The sequence below is a fragment of the Streptomyces sp. NPDC051322 genome (assembly GCF_040689485.1).
Taxonomy (GTDB): Bacteria; Actinomycetota; Actinomycetes; order Streptomycetales; family Streptomycetaceae; genus Streptomyces.
Genome location: NZ_JBFBAK010000013.1, coordinates 45,431 through 61,254 on the forward strand (window position 1 = coordinate 45,431; position 15,824 = coordinate 61,254).

A 15,824-nucleotide genomic window follows, 5' to 3' on the forward strand; every position below is an offset into this window, starting at 1 on the left:
GGACGGCAGCCACCCGGCACCGTCACTTCGCGTCGGCGTAGCACTCCGCCACTGCCGTGGTGAACGGGAACCGCACCGGGGTGTCCCCGAAGGCGATCCGGCCGGCCAGTTCACCGGCTGCCCGGATCGCATCGGCCACCCGCCGGGTCTCCTCCTGCGGGCAGTGCACGATCACCTCGTCGTGCTGGAAGAAGACCAGTTCGGCGCGGAGTGCCTCGGTGTGCAGGGCCCGGCGCAGTGCGGCCAGCATCAGCAGTGCCCAGTCGGCCGCGCTGCCCTGGACCACGAAGTTCCGGGTGAAGCGGCCCCAGGCCCTGGCGTCCGATGAGGCACGCCCGGTGGCCGCGGATTCCGGGTCGTCCTGCGGAATCCCCGCTTCGCCCTCGTCCTCGGCCCCCGCCCCGGCCGCCCGGGGGCTGGTCCGGCCCAGCCAGGTGCGGACGAGCAGCCCGTCCTCGCCCGCCCGCGCCGCGTCGTCGACGTAGGCCACTGCGGCCGGGAACCTGCGCCGCAGCGCGGCGAGGTTCTTCAGGCCGTCACCGGACGTCTGCCCGTAGATCGCGCCGAGCAGGGCGATCTTGGCGTGGTCCCGGTCCCCGCTGAAGGCGCGGTCGGAGAGGGCGCTGTAGAGATCGCCGTCATGCCCGGCCACCTCCATCAGCCCCGGGTCGCGGGAGATCGCCGCCAGCACCCGCGGTTCCATCTGGTCGGCGTCGGCCACCACGAGACGCCAGCCCGGGTCCGCCACCACGGCACGCCGGATCACCTTGGGGATCTGCAGCGCGCCGCCGCCGTTGGTCGTCCACCGCCCGGAGACCGTCCCGCCCGGCTGGTATTCCGGCCGGAACCGGCCGTCGCGCACCCAGTCCTGCAGCCAGCTCCAGCCGTGTGCGGTCCAGATCCGGTAGAGCTTCTTGTACTGGATCAGCGGCTCCACCGCCGGGTGGCCGAGGCCCTGGATCTCCCAGCGGCGCGTCGACTTCACCTTGATGCCGGCCTGGGCGAAGGCCTTCACGACATCGGCGGGCAGCTCGGGTCTGACCCGCCGTCCGAACGCCGCTGACACCTCGTCGGCCAACTCCGCCATCCGGCGGGGCTCACCGCCCCCCGCATACCGCTCGCCCAGCAGCTCGTCCAGTACCGCCCGGTGCACATCGGCCCGCCAGGGCAGTCCGTCCCGGTGCATCTCGGCGGCCACCAGCATCGCGGCCGACTCCGACGCGGTCAGCAGCCGCATCCGGTCCGGGTGTTCGGCGGTGTCGTGCCGCCGCAGCTGGTCCGCGTACACCTCGAGCAGCGCATCGAACGGGACGTGCGCCGGCGTCGGCTCGAAGAGCGACGACTGGGAGCCCGGTTCGGCTGACCGCGGTCTCGGGTCAGGCGGCACGGGGGCGTGGTGCAGCCGCGCCCAGGCGGCCGCCGCGGAATGCGGCTCGCCGTACCGTCCCGCGTGGCCGAGCAGCAGCAGCTCCGCGTCCTCGATGTCGTAACACCGCTCGACGCGCACGCCGGCGGCCAGCAGCCGCGGATAGATGCCGGCCGTCGATCGCCACACCCAGCGGCCGACGTCGGGCCGCGACCGGACCGCTGCCACCAGATCCGGCTCGTGCAGTACGTCCCCCACGGGCAGCCCGTCACGGCCGAGCCGCGCCAGGTCCGCCCCGCCGCCCTCCGCCGCCGCCAGAGCCCACCGCTCGGTCATGAGAGCGAGTGTGGCAGCAGGCACTGACAATCGGCCGTTCCGCGGCCGGTCGTGGGCGGTGTACGACCTCCTCGTCAACCGTCGCGGTGGGCGTACGGATTCTCCTGGCCCTCCGCGAGAACACCCACGAACGGCTCGCCCTCGCCCGCGAAGACGTAGGCTCCGCCCTCGATCCGTTCGATGAGGCCGCGCGTCCACGCGGCTCCGCCGTCCGCCGAGTGCACCCAGAGGTTCATGATCTCGCCGATGTGTCCCAGCTGCTGCGGCCCGTCCTCCGGGATGTAGTGCTCGGTGACCTCGGCCCGCCAGGCCTCGATCGCCCGCACCCGTTGGGTCAGCAGCTCGACGGCCTCCGCGCGCTCCAGGTCGACGATGCAGCCGAGCGCCGCCGACATCACGTCCATCTTCTGGTCGTAGCCGACCAGGGCCTCGCGCAGCAGCCTGAAGTACTCGGCCCGGCCGGCCGCCGTCAATTCGTACTCGGTGCGCGGCGGCCCGCCCACGGTGCTGGGCGCGGTCTCGTGGGCCAGCAGCATGCCCTGCTTCGCCATCTGCTTCAGCGCGTGGTAGATCGACCCGGGCTTGGCGTTGGACCACTCGTGGGCGCCCCAGTACTCCAGGTCGTTGCGAACCTGGTAGCCGTGTGCACGCCCGTGCTGGCGGACTGCTCCGAGGACGAGCAGACGGATCGCTGACATGCGGTCCAGATTACGGCCCGGCGGTCTCAGAACGGGAAGTCCGTGCGGCCGTGCTGGATCGAGATCCACTTCTGGGTGGTGAAGGCCTCCACCGTCGAGTCACCGTTCAGCCGCCCGAGCCCCGAGTACTTCTCCCCGCCGTACGCCACCAACGGTTCGTCCTGGATGGTCGAGTCGTTGACGTGCATCATGCCGGTGACGATCCGCTGGGCGAAGCGCACGCCACGCTCGACGTTCCCGGTGTGCACGGCGCCGCTCAGCCCGTACGGGCTGTCGTTGGCCATCCGTACGGCGTCGTCCTCGCCGTCGAAGGTGGTCAGCAGCACCACCGGGCCGAAGATCTCCTGCTGGTGCAGCGGCGAGTCGGCAGGCAGCCCGGCCAGCACGGTGGGCTCGACCAGATTGCCCCGGGTCGTGCCGCGGACGAGCGCGGTCGCGCCCTCGGCGACGGCCTGGTCCACCAGCCCGGTCAGCGCCTCGGCCTGGAAACTGTTGATCACCGGGCCGATGTCGGTCTCCGGGTCGGCGGGGTCGCCGGTCCGCAGGGCCGCGACCCGCTCGGTGAACTTCTCGGTGAAGCGCGCCGCGACGGTGCGGTCCAGCAGGATGCGGTTGGCGGCCATACAGACCTGGCCCTGATAGAGGAAACGGCTGAAAACAGCCGCGTCCACCGCGTAGTCCAGGTCCGCGTCGTCCAGCACCACCAGGGCGCTGTTGCCGCTGAGCTCCAGCACGGCGCGTTTGAAGTGGCTGCCGGCGACCGCGCCGACATGGCGCCCCACCCGGTCCGAGCCGGCGAACGAGATCACCTTCGGCACCGGGTGCTCGATGAGCGCGTCACCGATCTCGGCGATGTCGGTGACCAGGACGTTCAGCAGACCGGCCGGCAGCCCGGCATCCTCGAAGATCTTGGCGATCAGACCGCCGCCGACCACCGGCGCGTTCTGATTCGGCTTGATGACGACCGCGTTGCCCAGCGCCAGCGCGGGCGCGACCGACTTGAGCGTCACCAGGAACGGGAAGTTGAAGGGGCTGATCACCCCGATGACACCGACCGGCAGCCGGTAGACGCGGTTCTCCTTGCCGTCCACCGGGGACGGCAGGATCCGGCCCTCCGGGCGCAGCGCCAGCTGTATCGCCTCGCGGAGGAACTCCATCGCCAGCCGGACTTCGTACCGCGCCTTCAGCCGGGTGCCGCCGAGTTCCTCGATGATCGCGCCGACGATCTCGTCCTCGCGCTCCTCGACGAGCCGCAGCGCCCGCTCGAAGACCAACCTGCGCGTGTAGGGGTTGGTCTGCGCCCAGGACAGCTGCGCGCGCTCGGCCGCCCGGTAGGCCTGATCGACCTCCTCGACGGTCGCCACCGTGATCGAGGCGAGTTTCTCCCCGTTGTACGGGTTGAAGTCGATGATGTCCCAGGAGCCGTTGCCGGTCCGCCACTCGCCGTCGATGTACTGGTGGGCCAGCTCGGTGAAGAAGGACATGTCATCCCCTAGTGCTGCTACTGCGGGTGCAGACCACTGATCTGGTGTCATCGTACTGGTGAGTCAGGTGAGTTGGAGGAGACCGCGGAGGACGTCCCGGCTGCCCGCTCCGTCGGGGCTCTCCCCCTGGAGTTCCCCCATCACCTGCTCGTACTGGGCCACCTCTTCCGGTTTGTCCAGATACAGCGCGCTGGTCAACTGCTCGAGGTAAACCAGATCGGACAGGTCCGACTCGGGGAAACGCAGCAGGGTGAAGGCGCCGCTCTCGCCGGCGTGCCCGCCGAAGTCGAACGGCATGACCTGCAGCGTGACGTTCGGCTGCTCGGAGATCTCGATCAGGTGCTGCAACTGCCCGCGCATCACCGACCGGTCGCCGTAGGGGCGACGCAGGGCCGCCTCGTCGAGTACCGCGTGGAGCTGCGGCGCGTTCTCCGAGACCAGCACCTTCTGGCGCTCCAGGCGCAGCGCGACCCGGCGGTCGATATCGGCGGCCGACGCCCTGGGGTTGCCCCGGGTGACCACCGCGTGGGCATAGGCCTCGGTCTGCAACAGGCCGTGCACGAACTGCACTTCGTACACGCGGATGAGGGAGGCGGCGCCCTCCAGGCCGACGTAGGTCTGGAACCAGCCCGGCAGGACATCGCCGTAACTGTGCCACCACCCGGCGAGATTGGCCTCCTTGGCGAGCCCCAGCAGGGAACCGCGCTCGGCGTCGTCGGCCACTCCGTAGAGCGTGAGCAGATCCTCGACGTCCCTGGCCTTGAAACTCACCCGGCCCAACTCCATGCGGCTGATCTTGGATTCGGACGCGCGGATCGAGTAGCCGGCCGCTTCGCGGGTAATCCCCCGTGATTCGCGCAGACGCCGGAGCTGTGACCCCAGCAAGATGCGCCGAACAACGGAACCTCCCCCGGGGCTCAACGTCTGCGATGACCCCCAGGACTCGCCTGCTGACACTTTTCAACCCTCCCCGGTCGCGATATGGGGCGCAGTCTGCCACCAAAACGCTTCAGGCTGTACTCAATCGATTACGGAAAGAGCGAAGCTACAGAATCAGCCGAAGGAAGAAAAGAGTCAGAACGGCACGCTCGGGGCCAAGTCCGGCGCGTGCACGTGCATCTGCCCTTGCATCTGCCCTGCGCATTGGGAACCATGGTCCCCGCGCACCTGCGTTCTCGAACCACCGCACGCCGACCACGGCCGCGAATCCCGGGAGTGCCTCGCATGGGGATGAATGGATCGACCATGCTCGAGCCGTTAAGGCAGGGGCTTCCCCCCATCGACCCCGCGGCTGTGTCCAGTTCTGCTTCCTGTGCGTTGCCGCCGCGCTTCGAGGCGGTCCGTGGGGCGAGACACTTCACCAGGTCGACGCTGACCGGCTGGGGTCTCGCGGAACGTTTCGACGATGTCGCGCTGGTCGTTTCCGAACTGGTCACCAATGCGCTGCGGCATGCCCTGCCCGCTGATGCGCCGCGTTCCGACGATGCGCCGGTCCGGTTGCACCTGATGCGGTGGACCTCGCGGCTGGTCTGTGCGGTGCGTGACCCCAGCCAGCAGAGCCCCAGTGCGGGCGAGGTCAGCGACTTCGCCGCCGAGTCGGGCCGCGGGCTCTTCCTGGTGGATTCCTTCGCCGACGGCTGGGGCTGGCATCCGCTGGCCGGGACGCTGCGCGGCAAGGTGGTGTGGGCGCTGTTCCGCCTGCACGCCACCGACTAGCGAACCGTTTCCTGGTCCGCCACGAGGTGGTCGAACTCCCCGGCCTTGGCGCCGTGCAGCATGGCCGCTATCTCGGCCGGGGTGTAGACCAGGGCGGGTCCGTCGGGGTGGCGTGAATTGCGTACCGCCACCTCTCCGCCGGGCAGCCTGGCGAACTCCACGCAGGACCCCTGCGAGTTGCTCTGCTCACTCTTCTGCCAGGCGACCCCGTGAAGCTCTGTTGCCGCCATGCCGTTGTACGGGTGGTGCACAGGTCGCTCCCGGGAAGTACAAGAAGTGCGGAAGTACAGATGTCAACTGTGCTGGATCATAGCTGTGTTCACATGCCGCTGCATGAGCAAATGCACGTGCACGCGGGGTGTTCGTTCCGCTACAGCTCCGCCGCAGTCCCGCTCCTGCTCTGTAGACGCACCAGGTCCCGATCCGGTGCCCTGCTAACTTGGCCAGCTCGACCCGAAGCGATCCAGGGGGAATGGGAAGTGCACAGGCTCGTACGTACGGCCGGCGTCGTGGCAGCCGGTTTGGCGGCCGTCCTGGTCATCGGCGGTTGTTCCGGCAGCGGCGACGACAAGGACTCCGGAGCCGCACCGGCGCCGTCCGGAAAGCCGTCCGAAAGGCCGGCCGGAAAGCCGAGCGACAGCAGTGGTGGCGGCAGCGATGACGGCAGCGGCGGCTCGGGAACGGTGAAAGCCGCGGACGTCGAAGGCAGTTGGGCCGCGGTGACCGGCGGCAAGTCCACCTTGATGGTGATTCAGGGTCACAGCGCGGCGCTGCTGGGCGGAGCGGTCTGCTCGGGCACGCTCACCGACACCGCGAAGCTGTCGCTCAAGTGCCCCGACGGGAATGCCGACCGCACCGCGGGCTCCATCGAGTCCGCCGACGGCAAGACACTGACGGTGTCATGGAACAGCGGCATCAAGGACACCTTCAAGAAGACCGACGGAAAGAAGATCCCGGGCGTCCCGTCAGCGTCCTAGCGCTGTCCCTCCCTCGGTGCGCCCGTCCGTGCGTCCGTCCACCCGGGCCGCATCCGCTGCCGCCGTCCCGTCCATCCAGCCCGCCTCGTCCGCGACCGACCCACCGCGCACCCGGCTGACCGTCGTCCGCGGGAACATCCGCTCCGCCTCGGTCGTCACCGCCACGTCCCGCGCCGCGAGCACCGGCAGCAGTGATCCGGCGGCCTCCGCCGTCACCTGCCCGGTGGCCTCGGCCAGCCGGTGGCCGAGGCGACTCGCGTAGGCCATCAGGAAGGACTGGCGGAAGGTCTTCGTGCGACGCCGCCCACCGGCCCGCTGGGCCGCCTCCGCCCGGGTCATCGCCGCAGTGCCCTGCACCAGGAGCGAGGTGTGCAGCAGCTCGACCACCTCGAGGTCGGCTTCGAAGCCGACGACCGTGGAGAAACCGAAGGCGCCGTTCCAGACGGCGCGGCAGCGGTTCGCGGTGGCGACGGCGTCCAGCAGGACCGCCTTGGCGCTCTCGTACGGCGCGTCGATCCCGATCCGGCAGGCGCCCGGGGTCTCGGGACGGTGCCGGCCGTCTGCGGACAGCCGGGCCTCGTCGATGCTGTGCAGCGCCATCAGCTCCTGCGCCTTCGCGCTCAGCGCCTCGGCCTCCGCCGCGTAGTCCGTCGCCTCGGCCTTGGCGAGCAGTGCGCGGATCCGGGTGAGCGTGCGCGGCTCGGCGTGGTGCGGCGGCGGTACGAGGGCGGTCGCACCCGGCGCCGGGCCCACCGGCTCGACGGCCGGCAGCCGGAGCAGCAGGCGGTACAGCTCGAGGACGGTGGTCGCCTGCGAGAAGCGGTCGGCGCGCCGGACGGACGGGTCCAGTTCGTCGACCTGGGACTGCCAGCGCGGCGGCAGCGGGTCGTACGCCCGCAGCTCGGAGACGATCAGGGCAGACAACAGCCGGACGTGCGGCTCCGCCAGATCGCGGCGGACCAGCCGCACGACATCGGCCGGCTGCCAGCCGCCCTGCCAGGCCCGGCGCAGGAACTCCTCCCCGCGCAACGCGAGCTCCCGGTCGGCCTCCGGGGCGGCGGCGAGCAGCGAGGCGCCGGTGTCCAGACCCGCGTCGCCCTGGCTGTAGAGCGCCGCCGCGAACGCCCGGTCGGTCACCGTGTCCATACGTCGTCCATGGGGCAAGGGTAGGTCCCGACCGCCTCGCCGCTGTCTTTTGTCCACAGCCTGTGGACAAAAGACGGCGGCGCACTCAGTGGTGGAACGCCGTCACCTTCGAAGCGCTCCCCTTCAGCGGCCCCGACTGGCTCCGCAACTCCGGCAGCAATGAGTCCAGGGCGTCCAGCAGCAGCTCACCGAGATCGGCCGAGAAACCGTTCCGGCAGACCACCCGCAGCACCGACAGATCTTCCCGGTTCTTCGGGAAGGTGTACGCGGGCACCAGCCACCCGCGCTCCCGCAGCCGCCGTGACACGTCGAAGACGTCGAAGGCCGATACGTCGGGTGCCGTGGTGAAGGCGAACACCGGAAGCTCGTTGCCCCGGGTCAGCAGCCGGAAGTCGTCCAGTGCCCCGATGCGTTCGGCGAGCCCTCGGGCCACCTCACGGGTCGCCTGCTGAACCGCCCGGTAACCCTCCCGGCCCAGCCGCAGGAAGGTGTAGTACTGCGCCACCACCTGCGCCCCGGGCCGGGAGAAGTTGAGGGCGAAGGTGGGCATGTCCCCGCCCAGGTAGTTGACCCGGAAGACCAGCTCCTCGGGCAGCTCGGCGGGGGAGCGCCACAGAGCCCAGCCGACGCCCGGGTAGACCAGTCCGTACTTGTGGCCCGAGGTGTTGATGGACGACACCCGGGGCAGCCGGAAGTCCCAGACCAGGTCCTCGTCCAGGAACGGGGCGATCATCCCTCCCGACGCCCCGTCGACATGGACCGGAATGTCCAGACCGGTGCGTTCCTGCAGGGCGTCCAGCGCCGCGCAGAGCTCGGCGACCGGCTCGTAGGATCCGTCGAAGGTGGAGCCGAGCACGGCCACCACCCCGATGGTGTTCTCGTCGCAGAGATCGGCCGCGGCCTGCGGGTCCAGATGGAAACGGTCGCCTTCCATCGGGACCTGGCGGGCCTCGATCTCCCAGAAGTTGCAGAACTTGTCCCAGCAGACCTGGACGTTGACGCCCATGACGAGATTCGGCCGGGCAGCGCCCGGATAGCGGGAGCCGGCCTCCCTTTTCGCGGCCCGCTGCGACCAGCGGCGCTTCAGCGCCATCCCGGCGAGCATGCAGGCCTCGCTGGACCCGGTCGTCGAACAGCCGACGGCGGCCGCGGGATCGGGTGCGTTCCACAGGGCGGCGAGCATCGACACACAGCGGCGCTCGAGTTCCGCGGTCCGCGGGTACTCGTCCTTGTCGATCATGTTCTTGTCCCGGCACTCCGCCAGCAGCACGTCCGCCTGGGGCTCCATCCAGGTGGTGACGAAGGTGGCCAGGTTGAGCCGGGAGTTCCCGTCGAGCATCAGCTCGTCATGGACCAGCTGGTACGCGGTCGACGGCGCCAGCGGACCGTCCGGGATGCGGTGCGTGGGCGGCGCCGTGTCCATCCCGGCGACCGGGTTGGCCTCGCCGAAGAAGGGGTTGACCGCGACCTTGCGCTGTTCCCCGGACTTCTTGGCCTCGTGGGCGCCTCGGTGCAGTGCCATCGTTCGGGCTCACCTTCCTCGCGTTCCTCGCGGCGGGGGTGCGGACTCGCTCTGACCATTCGGATGAGGCCCGGCTGCCGGGGCTTCACAGCCGGTTGACCACCACCGCGGTGCCGTACGCGCACACCTCGGTACCGATGTCGGCCGCCTCGGTCACGTCGAACCGCATCGCCAGCACCGCATTCGCACCGCGCGCACGCGCCTGGTCGATCAGCCGCTCCATCGCCTGGTTACGGGTCTGCACCAGGGTCTTCGTCAGGCCCTTGAGCTCGCCGCCGACCATCGACTTCAGCCCGGCCCCGATCTGACTGCCCAGATGCCGTGATCTCACGGTGAGACCGAAGATCTCGCCGATCACCTGCTGGACCGCGTAACCCGGGACGTCATTCGTCGTCACCACCAGGACGTCGGACTGTGTGGTCTGCCCGCCGCCGTAATCCTCGATGCTCATCCGGCATACACCTCCTGCGCTCACCCTTCCCCGAGAACCCGGATGCCGCACCTCCGCGGGGGCGCCAGGAACGGCGCCGGAACCGGCACTGGAACCAGGGGGCGTTCCGCGGCGTTGATAGTTTTGGCCAGCCATTGCCGCATGGCACCCATGCCGACTGACCACTGCCGATTGACCCCAGGAGCCCCGGAACCCGTGACTACCCTTGCGCTCGGACCGAGCTGGCTGGACCCGGACCACCTCATCAGTACGTTCGGGGTCGCCGGCCTGCTGGTGGTCATCTTCGCCGAATCCGGCCTGCTGATCGGCTTCTTCCTGCCCGGCGACTCCCTGCTCTTCACCGCGGGCCTGCTGGTCACCACGGGGAAACTGGGCACGCCGCTGTGGCTGGTCTGCATCCTGGTGGCGGTCGCCGCGGTAGCCGGGGATCAGGTCGGCTATCTCTTCGGCCGCAAGGTCGGCCCCTCGCTCTTCAAGCGCCCCGACTCCCGGCTCTTCAAGCAGGAGAACGTGGAGAAGGCACACGAGTTCTTCGAGAAGTACGGCGGGAAGTCCCTGGTACTGGCCCGCTTCGTACCGATCGTGCGGACGTTCACGCCGATCATCGCGGGCGTCAGCCGGATGAACTACCGCTCGTTCCTGGTCTACAACGTGATCGGCGGCACCCTCTGGGGCGTGGGTGTCACGCTGCTCGGGGCGGCGCTCGGCAAGGTCGCTTTCGTCAACGCGCACATCGAGCTGATCCTGGTCGCCATCGTGCTGGTCTCGGTGGTCCCGATCGCGATCGAGTACCTGCGGGCGCGGTCCAAGAACAAGAAGGCGGGCACCGAGGCGGCCGTGCAGGACGCTGCGGGCCTGCCGGGCGGCCGCAGGCGCCACGCCAAGCGCTGAGCGAGACGCCGGTGAGGCCCGGCCGGGTGCCCGGACAGGGAGGTCCTGTCCGGCCGATCACTGCGGGCCTAGAAGCCGCGCGTGCGCTTCGCCGCGCGCCGCTGGCCGCCCAGTGCCTCCGGTGCCCGCATGAACAGCCGGGAGATCTCACCACCGAGGTTCACCCCCACCGCGATCGCCAGCGCCAGTGCCGCCGCCTTGGTGAGCGAGGCGAACCCCTTGTCCAGGTCGTTGTGTGCGATGTAGAGCATCCCGAAGTACGTCGCGGAACCGGGCAGCAGCGGGCCGATCGCCGCGGTGACATAGGGAAGCGCCGATGCGTACCGGTACCGCGAGAACAACTGGCCGAACAAGCCCACCAGGCCCGCGGCGATGGCCGTGGACGGTACCGGGGAGAAATCACCCGCGTAGTGCAGCGCCCCGTAGATCACCCATGCCACGCCGCCGTTCATGGTCACCATGAGCACCGTGGAACGGTCCTGCTGGAGCAGGATCGCGAAGGCGAAGGTGAGCACCATCGAGGCGATGATCTGCACCACCGGCCGGTCGACGGTGGGCAGCGCCGCCTCGGCGTCCAGGGTGTCCGCGCCCAGCTGGAGCCCCAGATAGATCACGATCAGCACGCCCATGACGATGGAGATGAAGAAGTAGATCACCTCCAGCAGACGCGCGGAGGCCGTGATGTAGTAGCCGGTCAGCCCGTCCTGCACGCCCGCGACCAGCGCCCGCCCGGGCAGCAGCGCGAACAGCCCACCGGTGATCACCGCGGAGGCCCGCAGATCGGGCACGTCGGCCAGGGTCAGCGCGACCCCCACCGCCGCCGGCGGCATCGCGGCCACCGCGAACTGGTAGAACTCCGGCAGCCCGCGCCCGGCGAGCAGCCAGGCGAGCCGGTCGCCCAGCATGGCGCCCACCATGGCCGCCGCGAAGACCAGCGCACCACCACCGACCAGCACCGATGCCGCGCCCGCCAGCAGACCGTTGGCGACCGTGAGCGCCCAGCCGGGGTAGGGGTGACGGTTACGCCGGATCCCGGCGAGGCCCCGGTAGGCCTCCTCCAGTGACACCTCGACGTCCTCGGACGTGATGTCGTCGATCAGGTGGTAGACCGCGGCCAGCCGGGTGTAGTCGGTGCCCCGGCGGCGCACGGTCCGGCTCGCCGTGACCGGGTCGTCGACCAGGGACGGCTGGTGCGAGATCGACAGCAGGGTGAAGGTGACGGTCGGTTCGCAGCGCTCCAGCCCGTACGCCTGGGTGACGCCGAACATCGCCGCCTCCACGTCCTCGGCGCCCTCACCGCCGGCCAGCAGCAGTTCGCCGATACGCAGCGTCAGGTCCAGCACACGGGGAATGGCGGGTCCCGATTCGTCGTCCCGCCGCTGCGCCGGCTCCAGAGTCGGCCGTTCGTGCACCGGAATCCGCAGCATGGTGCGCATCCGGTCCTGCCAGGGCGCCTCCTTGGACAGCCTGACCATCGGGATGCCGTGAGCCGGGGTGAAGACGGGCGGCGAGTTCTGCGCGCTGTAGGTGTGCGGCGTGGTGAACGCGGAGCCCTCGGGCTCGGTGGGCGCCTCGGGGGAGAAGCCCTCGGGGACGGCGAATTCCGAGGTGGTGGAGCCGTCCTCGGGGCCGGCCTGCGGGGTGGCGCCCGTGCCGCTCGGCGGCAGGAAGGCGCTCCGTACCTCGTCCGACTGCGGCTTGCGGTCCTCGGGACCGTCCGACTCACCGACCACTCGCTGTGCTCCGACCTCTTCCGTGACTGTGTTTGCCGCCTGCCCCGCCAGCCGCCTGCCCAGTATGAGCACGGAAAACGCCCGGGCTCCTGCGGACGCACTGCGGGCGGTGCATCCGTGAGGGATACACCGCCCGCAGCAGGCAGTTCGTGGCGCGTCAGCGCCGCGACGACCGGATCAGTGACCGCCGCCCTGTGCCTGCAGGCGCTTGTACGACGCCTCGACCTCGGCCTCGGCGTCGCTGCGGCCGACCCAGTCGGCTCCTTCGACGGACTTGCCGGGCTCCAGGTCCTTGTAGACCTCGAAGAAGTGCTGGATCTCCAGACGGTCGAACTCCGACACGTGGTGAATGTCGCGCAGGTGCTCCACCCGGGGGTCGGAGGCCGGCACACACAGCAGCTTGTCGTCGCCGCCCGCCTCGTCGGTCATCCGGAACATGCCGATGGCGCGGCACTTGATGACACAGCCGGGGAAGGTGGGCTCGTCCAGCAGGACCAGGGCGTCCAGCGGGTCGCCGTCCTCGCCGAGGGTGTTCTCGACGAATCCGTAGTCCGCGGGGTAGCTGGTGGACGTGAAGAGCCGACGGTCCAGGCGGATCCGGCCGGTCTCGTGGTCCACCTCGTACTTGTTCCGCGAACCCTTCGGAATCTCGATGGTGACGTCGAACTCCACGGGTGGCTCCTCCATGATCAACACTGACTTCGAGTGGTGCTGCGTCCTGCCGAGACCGCCGGGTGCCGTGCTCGCGGGAAACGCAGTGGTTAAGTGTCCCCCAAGACGACGTGTGATCGCGAAAGGGGCTGCTCCCAGGTGCGGATGCCGAAGGTGACGACATGGCAGCTGTCGGCTGTTTCTGCCGTGACCGGCCTGGTGCTTGCGGCCGGACTGATCGCGGCATCCGGGCCCTGGGACTCAGGTCAGCGTAAGGCCGAGCGGGACTGGGCAGCCGCCCGGGCCCGTACAGGTGGCGCAGATCACGGGCAGCCGTCACGGGCCACCGGACCCGCGCCCGCGCCCAGTGCCCCGGCGGTACTCGCGGCGCTGGGCAGCGTCGCGGTGCCCACCGGGAAGGGGCTCGCCAGGACGCTCGGCCCGCTGATGGACGATCCGGCGCTCGGCACCGACCACACCGGGGTGGTGATCGACACGGCCACCGGAAAGCAGCTCTACGCGGTGAAGGCGGACCGGCCCATGACGCCGGCCTCCACGGTCAAGCTGGCCACCATGATCGCCGGACTCTCCGCGCTCGGCCCCGACCACCGGATCGCCACCACCGTCCTGGCGAGCCCGGACGGCAAGCAGCTCACGTTGCGCGGCGGCGGCGATCCGACCCTCGACCGGGCCCGGCTGGACGCCCTCGCCGACGACACCGTCCGGGTGCTGCACGACCGGGGCGTCACGTCGGTGAGCATCGGATACGACACCTCGCTCTACTCGGGTCCGGTGCAGCACCCCATCGGCCCCAACGACAACATCGCCCCGGTCACCGCGCTGATGATGAACGAGGGACGGCTGGACAGCTCCGCCCACGGGCCCGCCCCGCGCAGCGGCGATCCGGCGGGCGACGTGGCCCGGGCCTTCGCCCTGCTGCTCGCCCACCGGTCCATCGGTACGGCACACGCCCCGGCACCCGGCAGGCCCCCGGCGCACGCGAAACCGGTGGCCAGGACGTACTCGGCGCCCCTTTCGGGCCTGGTCGAACGGGCCCTCACCAACAGTGACAACGACCTCGCGGAGGCCGTCGCCCGGCAGACCGCGCTGGCCACCGGCCGACCGGCGAGCTTCGACGGCGCGGGCGGGGCGGTCGAGGCGCAGCTCGGCAAGCTCGGACTGCCGCTGGACGCCGCCCGCTTCGCCGACGGCAGCGGTCTCGACCGGCGGGACAAGGTCTCGGCGTCGCTGCTGGCCTCCCTGCTGCTCCGGGCCGGCGACCCGCACCACCCGGAGCTGCGCCCCGTCCTCACCGGCCTGCCCGTCGCGGGTTTCAGCGGCACGCTGGAGCAGCGCTACACCGGCGGCTCCACCGCCACCGGCCTGCTGCACGCCAAGACCGGCACGCTGACCGGGGTGAACACGCTGGCGGGCGCTGTGGTGGACGCACAGGGCAGGCTGCTCGTCTTCGCCTTCATGGCATCGGGCACGACGTCTCCCGGCGCTGCCGAGTCGGCGCTCGACCGGCTCGGTACCGCGGTGGCCTCCTGCGGCTGTTCGGGATGACCGCTCCCGACACCTCACCGTCCACGGATCGCAGCACGTACGGTTGACGCATGACGCGCATCGGTGGTGCCGAGATGGTCGACTGGAACCTCGCCATGGCGACCGCGACCCGCTTCGCGAAGCAGGGTCCGGACGTCAGCAGGGAAGAAGCCCGGGCGGTGGTCGCCGAGCTGCGCCGGCACGCCAAGTCCGCCGAGGAACATGTCCGTGCGTTCACCCGGATGGTCCCGCAGGACACCGAGCTCGCGGACACCCCGGTCCTCGTGGTGGACCGGCCCGGCTGGGTGAAGGCCAATGTGGCGGGCTTCCGCGAGATCCTCAAGCCGCTGCTGGAGAAGATGCAGGAGCGGCGCGGGAACACGCCGGGCGGCGCCGTGTTCGGCGCGGTCGGCGGCAAGGTGACCGGTGTGGAGCTGGGCATGCTGCTGTCGTTCCTGTCCTCCCGGGTGCTCGGGCAGTACGAGACCTTCGCCCCGCCGGGCCGCGATCTACCGGTCGCCGCGGCCGGTGGCGGCCGGCTGCTGCTGGTCGCGCCGAACATCGTGCACGTCGAGCGGGAACTCGACGTCGAGCCGCACGACTTCCGGCTCTGGGTCTGCCTGCACGAGGAGACGCACCGCACCCAGTTCACCGCCGTGCCCTGGCTGCGGGACCACCTCGAGGGCGAAATCCAGTCTTTCCTGAGCGAGACCGAGATCGACCCGATGACCGTCCTGGAGCGGCTGCGCGAGGCGGCTCAGTCCCTCGCGGGCGGCCGCCCCGAGGGCGAGGAGAACGAAAGCGGCGGCTCGCTGGTCGAGCTCGTCCAGACCCCCACCCAGCGGGAGATCCTGGGGCGACTGACCGCGGTGATGTCCCTGCTCGAAGGGCACGCCGACTACGTGATGGACGGCGTCGGCCCCCTGGTCGTGCCCTCGGTGAACGAAATCCGGGAGAAGTTCCAGCAGCGCAGGGCACGTGGGGCGGGCCGCCTCGACCAGGCGCTGCGCAAGCTGCTGGGGCTCGACGCCAAGCTCCGGCAGTACCGCGATGGCGAGCGGTTCGTGCGGACGGTCGTCGACGAGGTCGGCATGGACGGCTTCAACCGCGTCTGGACCTCCCCGAACACCCTTCCGACGAAGGCCGAGATCGCCGCCCCCAGGGACTGGATCGCCCGGGTGCACCGTAAGGGGGATGCGCCATCTTGATCAGGCCTGCGGCACAACCACGCCGCGCCATTCACCCATCCGAGGGACCGTAGGCCTGGGGTTGGCGTGCAATGCTCGGGTAACGGCCCGGTTCTGTCAC

At 70.2% G+C, this 15,824-nt stretch carries 15 protein-coding genes; 5 read left to right on the forward strand and 10 right to left on the reverse strand.

Translation table 11 applies throughout. The annotated features are described in order from the left end of the window. Positions 1-22 precede the first annotated feature (22 nt). From AB0436_RS26595 to AB0436_RS26610, 4 genes are all read right to left on the reverse strand, one after another. Positions 23-1,702: a bifunctional 3'-5' exonuclease/DNA polymerase gene (locus AB0436_RS26595; protein ID WP_366470463.1), complete on the reverse strand. Its 1,680-nt coding sequence runs from the start codon at positions 1,700-1,702 to the stop codon at positions 23-25. 74 nt (positions 1,703-1,776) lie between these two features. Further along, entirely contained in the window at positions 1,777-2,400 is a 624-nt protein-coding gene (locus tag AB0436_RS26600) for a PadR family transcriptional regulator (RefSeq protein WP_366470464.1), read from the reverse strand. A gap of 26 nt (positions 2,401-2,426) precedes the next feature. Then, entirely contained in the window at positions 2,427-3,884 is a 1,458-nt protein-coding gene (locus tag AB0436_RS26605) for an aldehyde dehydrogenase family protein (RefSeq protein WP_366470465.1), read from the reverse strand. A gap of 63 nt (positions 3,885-3,947) precedes the next feature. Further along, complete coding sequence (locus tag AB0436_RS26610; RefSeq protein ID WP_366470466.1) at positions 3,948-4,841, reverse strand: helix-turn-helix transcriptional regulator; 894 nt, start codon at positions 4,839-4,841, stop codon at positions 3,948-3,950. 267 nt (positions 4,842-5,108) lie between these two features. On the opposite strand from AB0436_RS26610, the gene AB0436_RS26615 reads away from it, so the two are divergent. Then, positions 5,109-5,600: an ATP-binding protein gene (locus tag AB0436_RS26615; RefSeq protein ID WP_366470467.1), complete on the forward strand. Its 492-nt coding sequence runs from the start codon at positions 5,109-5,111 to the stop codon at positions 5,598-5,600. Here AB0436_RS26615 and AB0436_RS26620 read toward each other — a convergent pair. Then, positions 5,597-5,851 carry a DUF397 domain-containing protein gene (locus AB0436_RS26620; protein WP_366470468.1) on the reverse strand — a complete coding sequence of 85 codons (255 nt, stop codon included), beginning with the start codon at positions 5,849-5,851 and terminating at the stop codon, positions 5,597-5,599. The two genes, AB0436_RS26615 and AB0436_RS26620, sit on opposite strands and share 4 nt — an antisense overlap. A gap of 228 nt (positions 5,852-6,079) precedes the next feature. Between AB0436_RS26620 and AB0436_RS26625 the strand changes: the two genes are divergently transcribed. After that, the gene (locus AB0436_RS26625; RefSeq protein WP_366470469.1) at positions 6,080-6,577 is read left to right on the forward strand and encodes a hypothetical protein; all 498 of its coding nucleotides are present in this window, start codon (positions 6,080-6,082) and stop codon (positions 6,575-6,577) included. On the opposite strand, the gene AB0436_RS26630 is transcribed toward AB0436_RS26625, so the two are convergent. The 3 genes from AB0436_RS26630 to AB0436_RS26640 all read right to left on the reverse strand — a co-directional run bounded on the left by AB0436_RS26630 (position 6,566) and on the right by AB0436_RS26640 (position 9,696). Further along, the gene (locus tag AB0436_RS26630; RefSeq protein ID WP_366470470.1) at positions 6,566-7,723 is read right to left on the reverse strand and encodes a DUF2786 domain-containing protein; all 1,158 of its coding nucleotides are present in this window, start codon (positions 7,721-7,723) and stop codon (positions 6,566-6,568) included. The two genes, AB0436_RS26625 and AB0436_RS26630, sit on opposite strands and share 12 nt — an antisense overlap. Before the next feature lie 85 nt (positions 7,724-7,808). Then, complete coding sequence (locus AB0436_RS26635; protein ID WP_366470471.1) at positions 7,809-9,245, reverse strand: glutamate decarboxylase; 1,437 nt, start codon at positions 9,243-9,245, stop codon at positions 7,809-7,811. An 85-nt stretch (positions 9,246-9,330) separates the two neighbouring features. After that, positions 9,331-9,696, reverse strand: coding sequence for a YbjQ family protein (locus AB0436_RS26640; protein ID WP_365858341.1), 366 nt, complete (start codon positions 9,694-9,696; stop codon positions 9,331-9,333). A 195-nt stretch (positions 9,697-9,891) separates the two neighbouring features. Between AB0436_RS26640 and AB0436_RS26645 the strand changes: the two genes are divergently transcribed. Further along, entirely contained in the window at positions 9,892-10,587 is a 696-nt protein-coding gene (locus AB0436_RS26645) for a VTT domain-containing protein (protein WP_366470472.1), read from the forward strand. A gap of 68 nt (positions 10,588-10,655) precedes the next feature. Here AB0436_RS26645 and AB0436_RS26650 read toward each other — a convergent pair whose 3' ends face one another. After that, positions 10,656-12,320 (reverse strand): threonine/serine exporter family protein, encoded by a 1,665-nt coding sequence (locus AB0436_RS26650; protein ID WP_366470473.1) that lies wholly within the window; start codon positions 12,318-12,320, stop codon positions 10,656-10,658. Positions 12,321-12,497: 177 nt separating this feature from the next. Then, positions 12,498-12,992, reverse strand: a complete 495-nt coding sequence (locus tag AB0436_RS26655) for an inorganic diphosphatase (RefSeq protein ID WP_365858465.1) — start codon at positions 12,990-12,992, stop codon at positions 12,498-12,500. Positions 12,993-13,136: 144 nt separating this feature from the next. On the opposite strand from AB0436_RS26655, the gene dacB reads away from it, so the two are divergent. Continuing rightward, the gene (gene dacB, locus AB0436_RS26660) at positions 13,137-14,537 is read left to right on the forward strand and encodes a D-alanyl-D-alanine carboxypeptidase/D-alanyl-D-alanine-endopeptidase (RefSeq protein WP_366470474.1); all 1,401 of its coding nucleotides are present in this window, start codon (positions 13,137-13,139) and stop codon (positions 14,535-14,537) included. Positions 14,538-14,587: 50 nt separating this feature from the next. Continuing rightward, positions 14,588-15,724 (forward strand): zinc-dependent metalloprotease, encoded by a 1,137-nt coding sequence (locus AB0436_RS26665; protein WP_366470475.1) that lies wholly within the window; start codon positions 14,588-14,590, stop codon positions 15,722-15,724. The last annotated feature ends 100 nt before the right edge of the window (positions 15,725-15,824 follow it).

What these genes read in the sequence shown, in the direction of transcription:
- AB0436_RS26640 (WP_365858341.1), bottom strand. Translation starts at nt 9,696, where the DNA reads ATGAGCATCGAGGATTACGGCGGCGGGCAGACCACACAGTCCGACGTC.
- dacB (WP_366470474.1), top strand. Translation starts at nt 13,137, where the DNA reads ATGCCGAAGGTGACGACATGGCAGCTGTCGGCTGTTTCTGCCGTGACC.
- AB0436_RS26605 (WP_366470465.1), bottom strand. Translation starts at nt 3,884, where the DNA reads ATGTCCTTCTTCACCGAGCTGGCCCACCAGTACATCGACGGCGAGTGG.
- AB0436_RS26630 (WP_366470470.1), bottom strand. Translation starts at nt 7,723, where the DNA reads ATGGACACGGTGACCGACCGGGCGTTCGCGGCGGCGCTCTACAGCCAG.
- AB0436_RS26615 (WP_366470467.1), top strand. Translation starts at nt 5,109, where the DNA reads ATGGGGATGAATGGATCGACCATGCTCGAGCCGTTAAGGCAGGGGCTT.
- AB0436_RS26595 (WP_366470463.1), bottom strand. Translation starts at nt 1,702, where the DNA reads ATGACCGAGCGGTGGGCTCTGGCGGCGGCGGAGGGCGGCGGGGCGGAC.
- AB0436_RS26635 (WP_366470471.1), bottom strand. Translation starts at nt 9,245, where the DNA reads ATGGCACTGCACCGAGGCGCCCACGAGGCCAAGAAGTCCGGGGAACAG.
- AB0436_RS26600 (WP_366470464.1), bottom strand. Translation starts at nt 2,400, where the DNA reads ATGTCAGCGATCCGTCTGCTCGTCCTCGGAGCAGTCCGCCAGCACGGG.
- AB0436_RS26665 (WP_366470475.1), top strand. Translation starts at nt 14,588, where the DNA reads ATGACGCGCATCGGTGGTGCCGAGATGGTCGACTGGAACCTCGCCATG.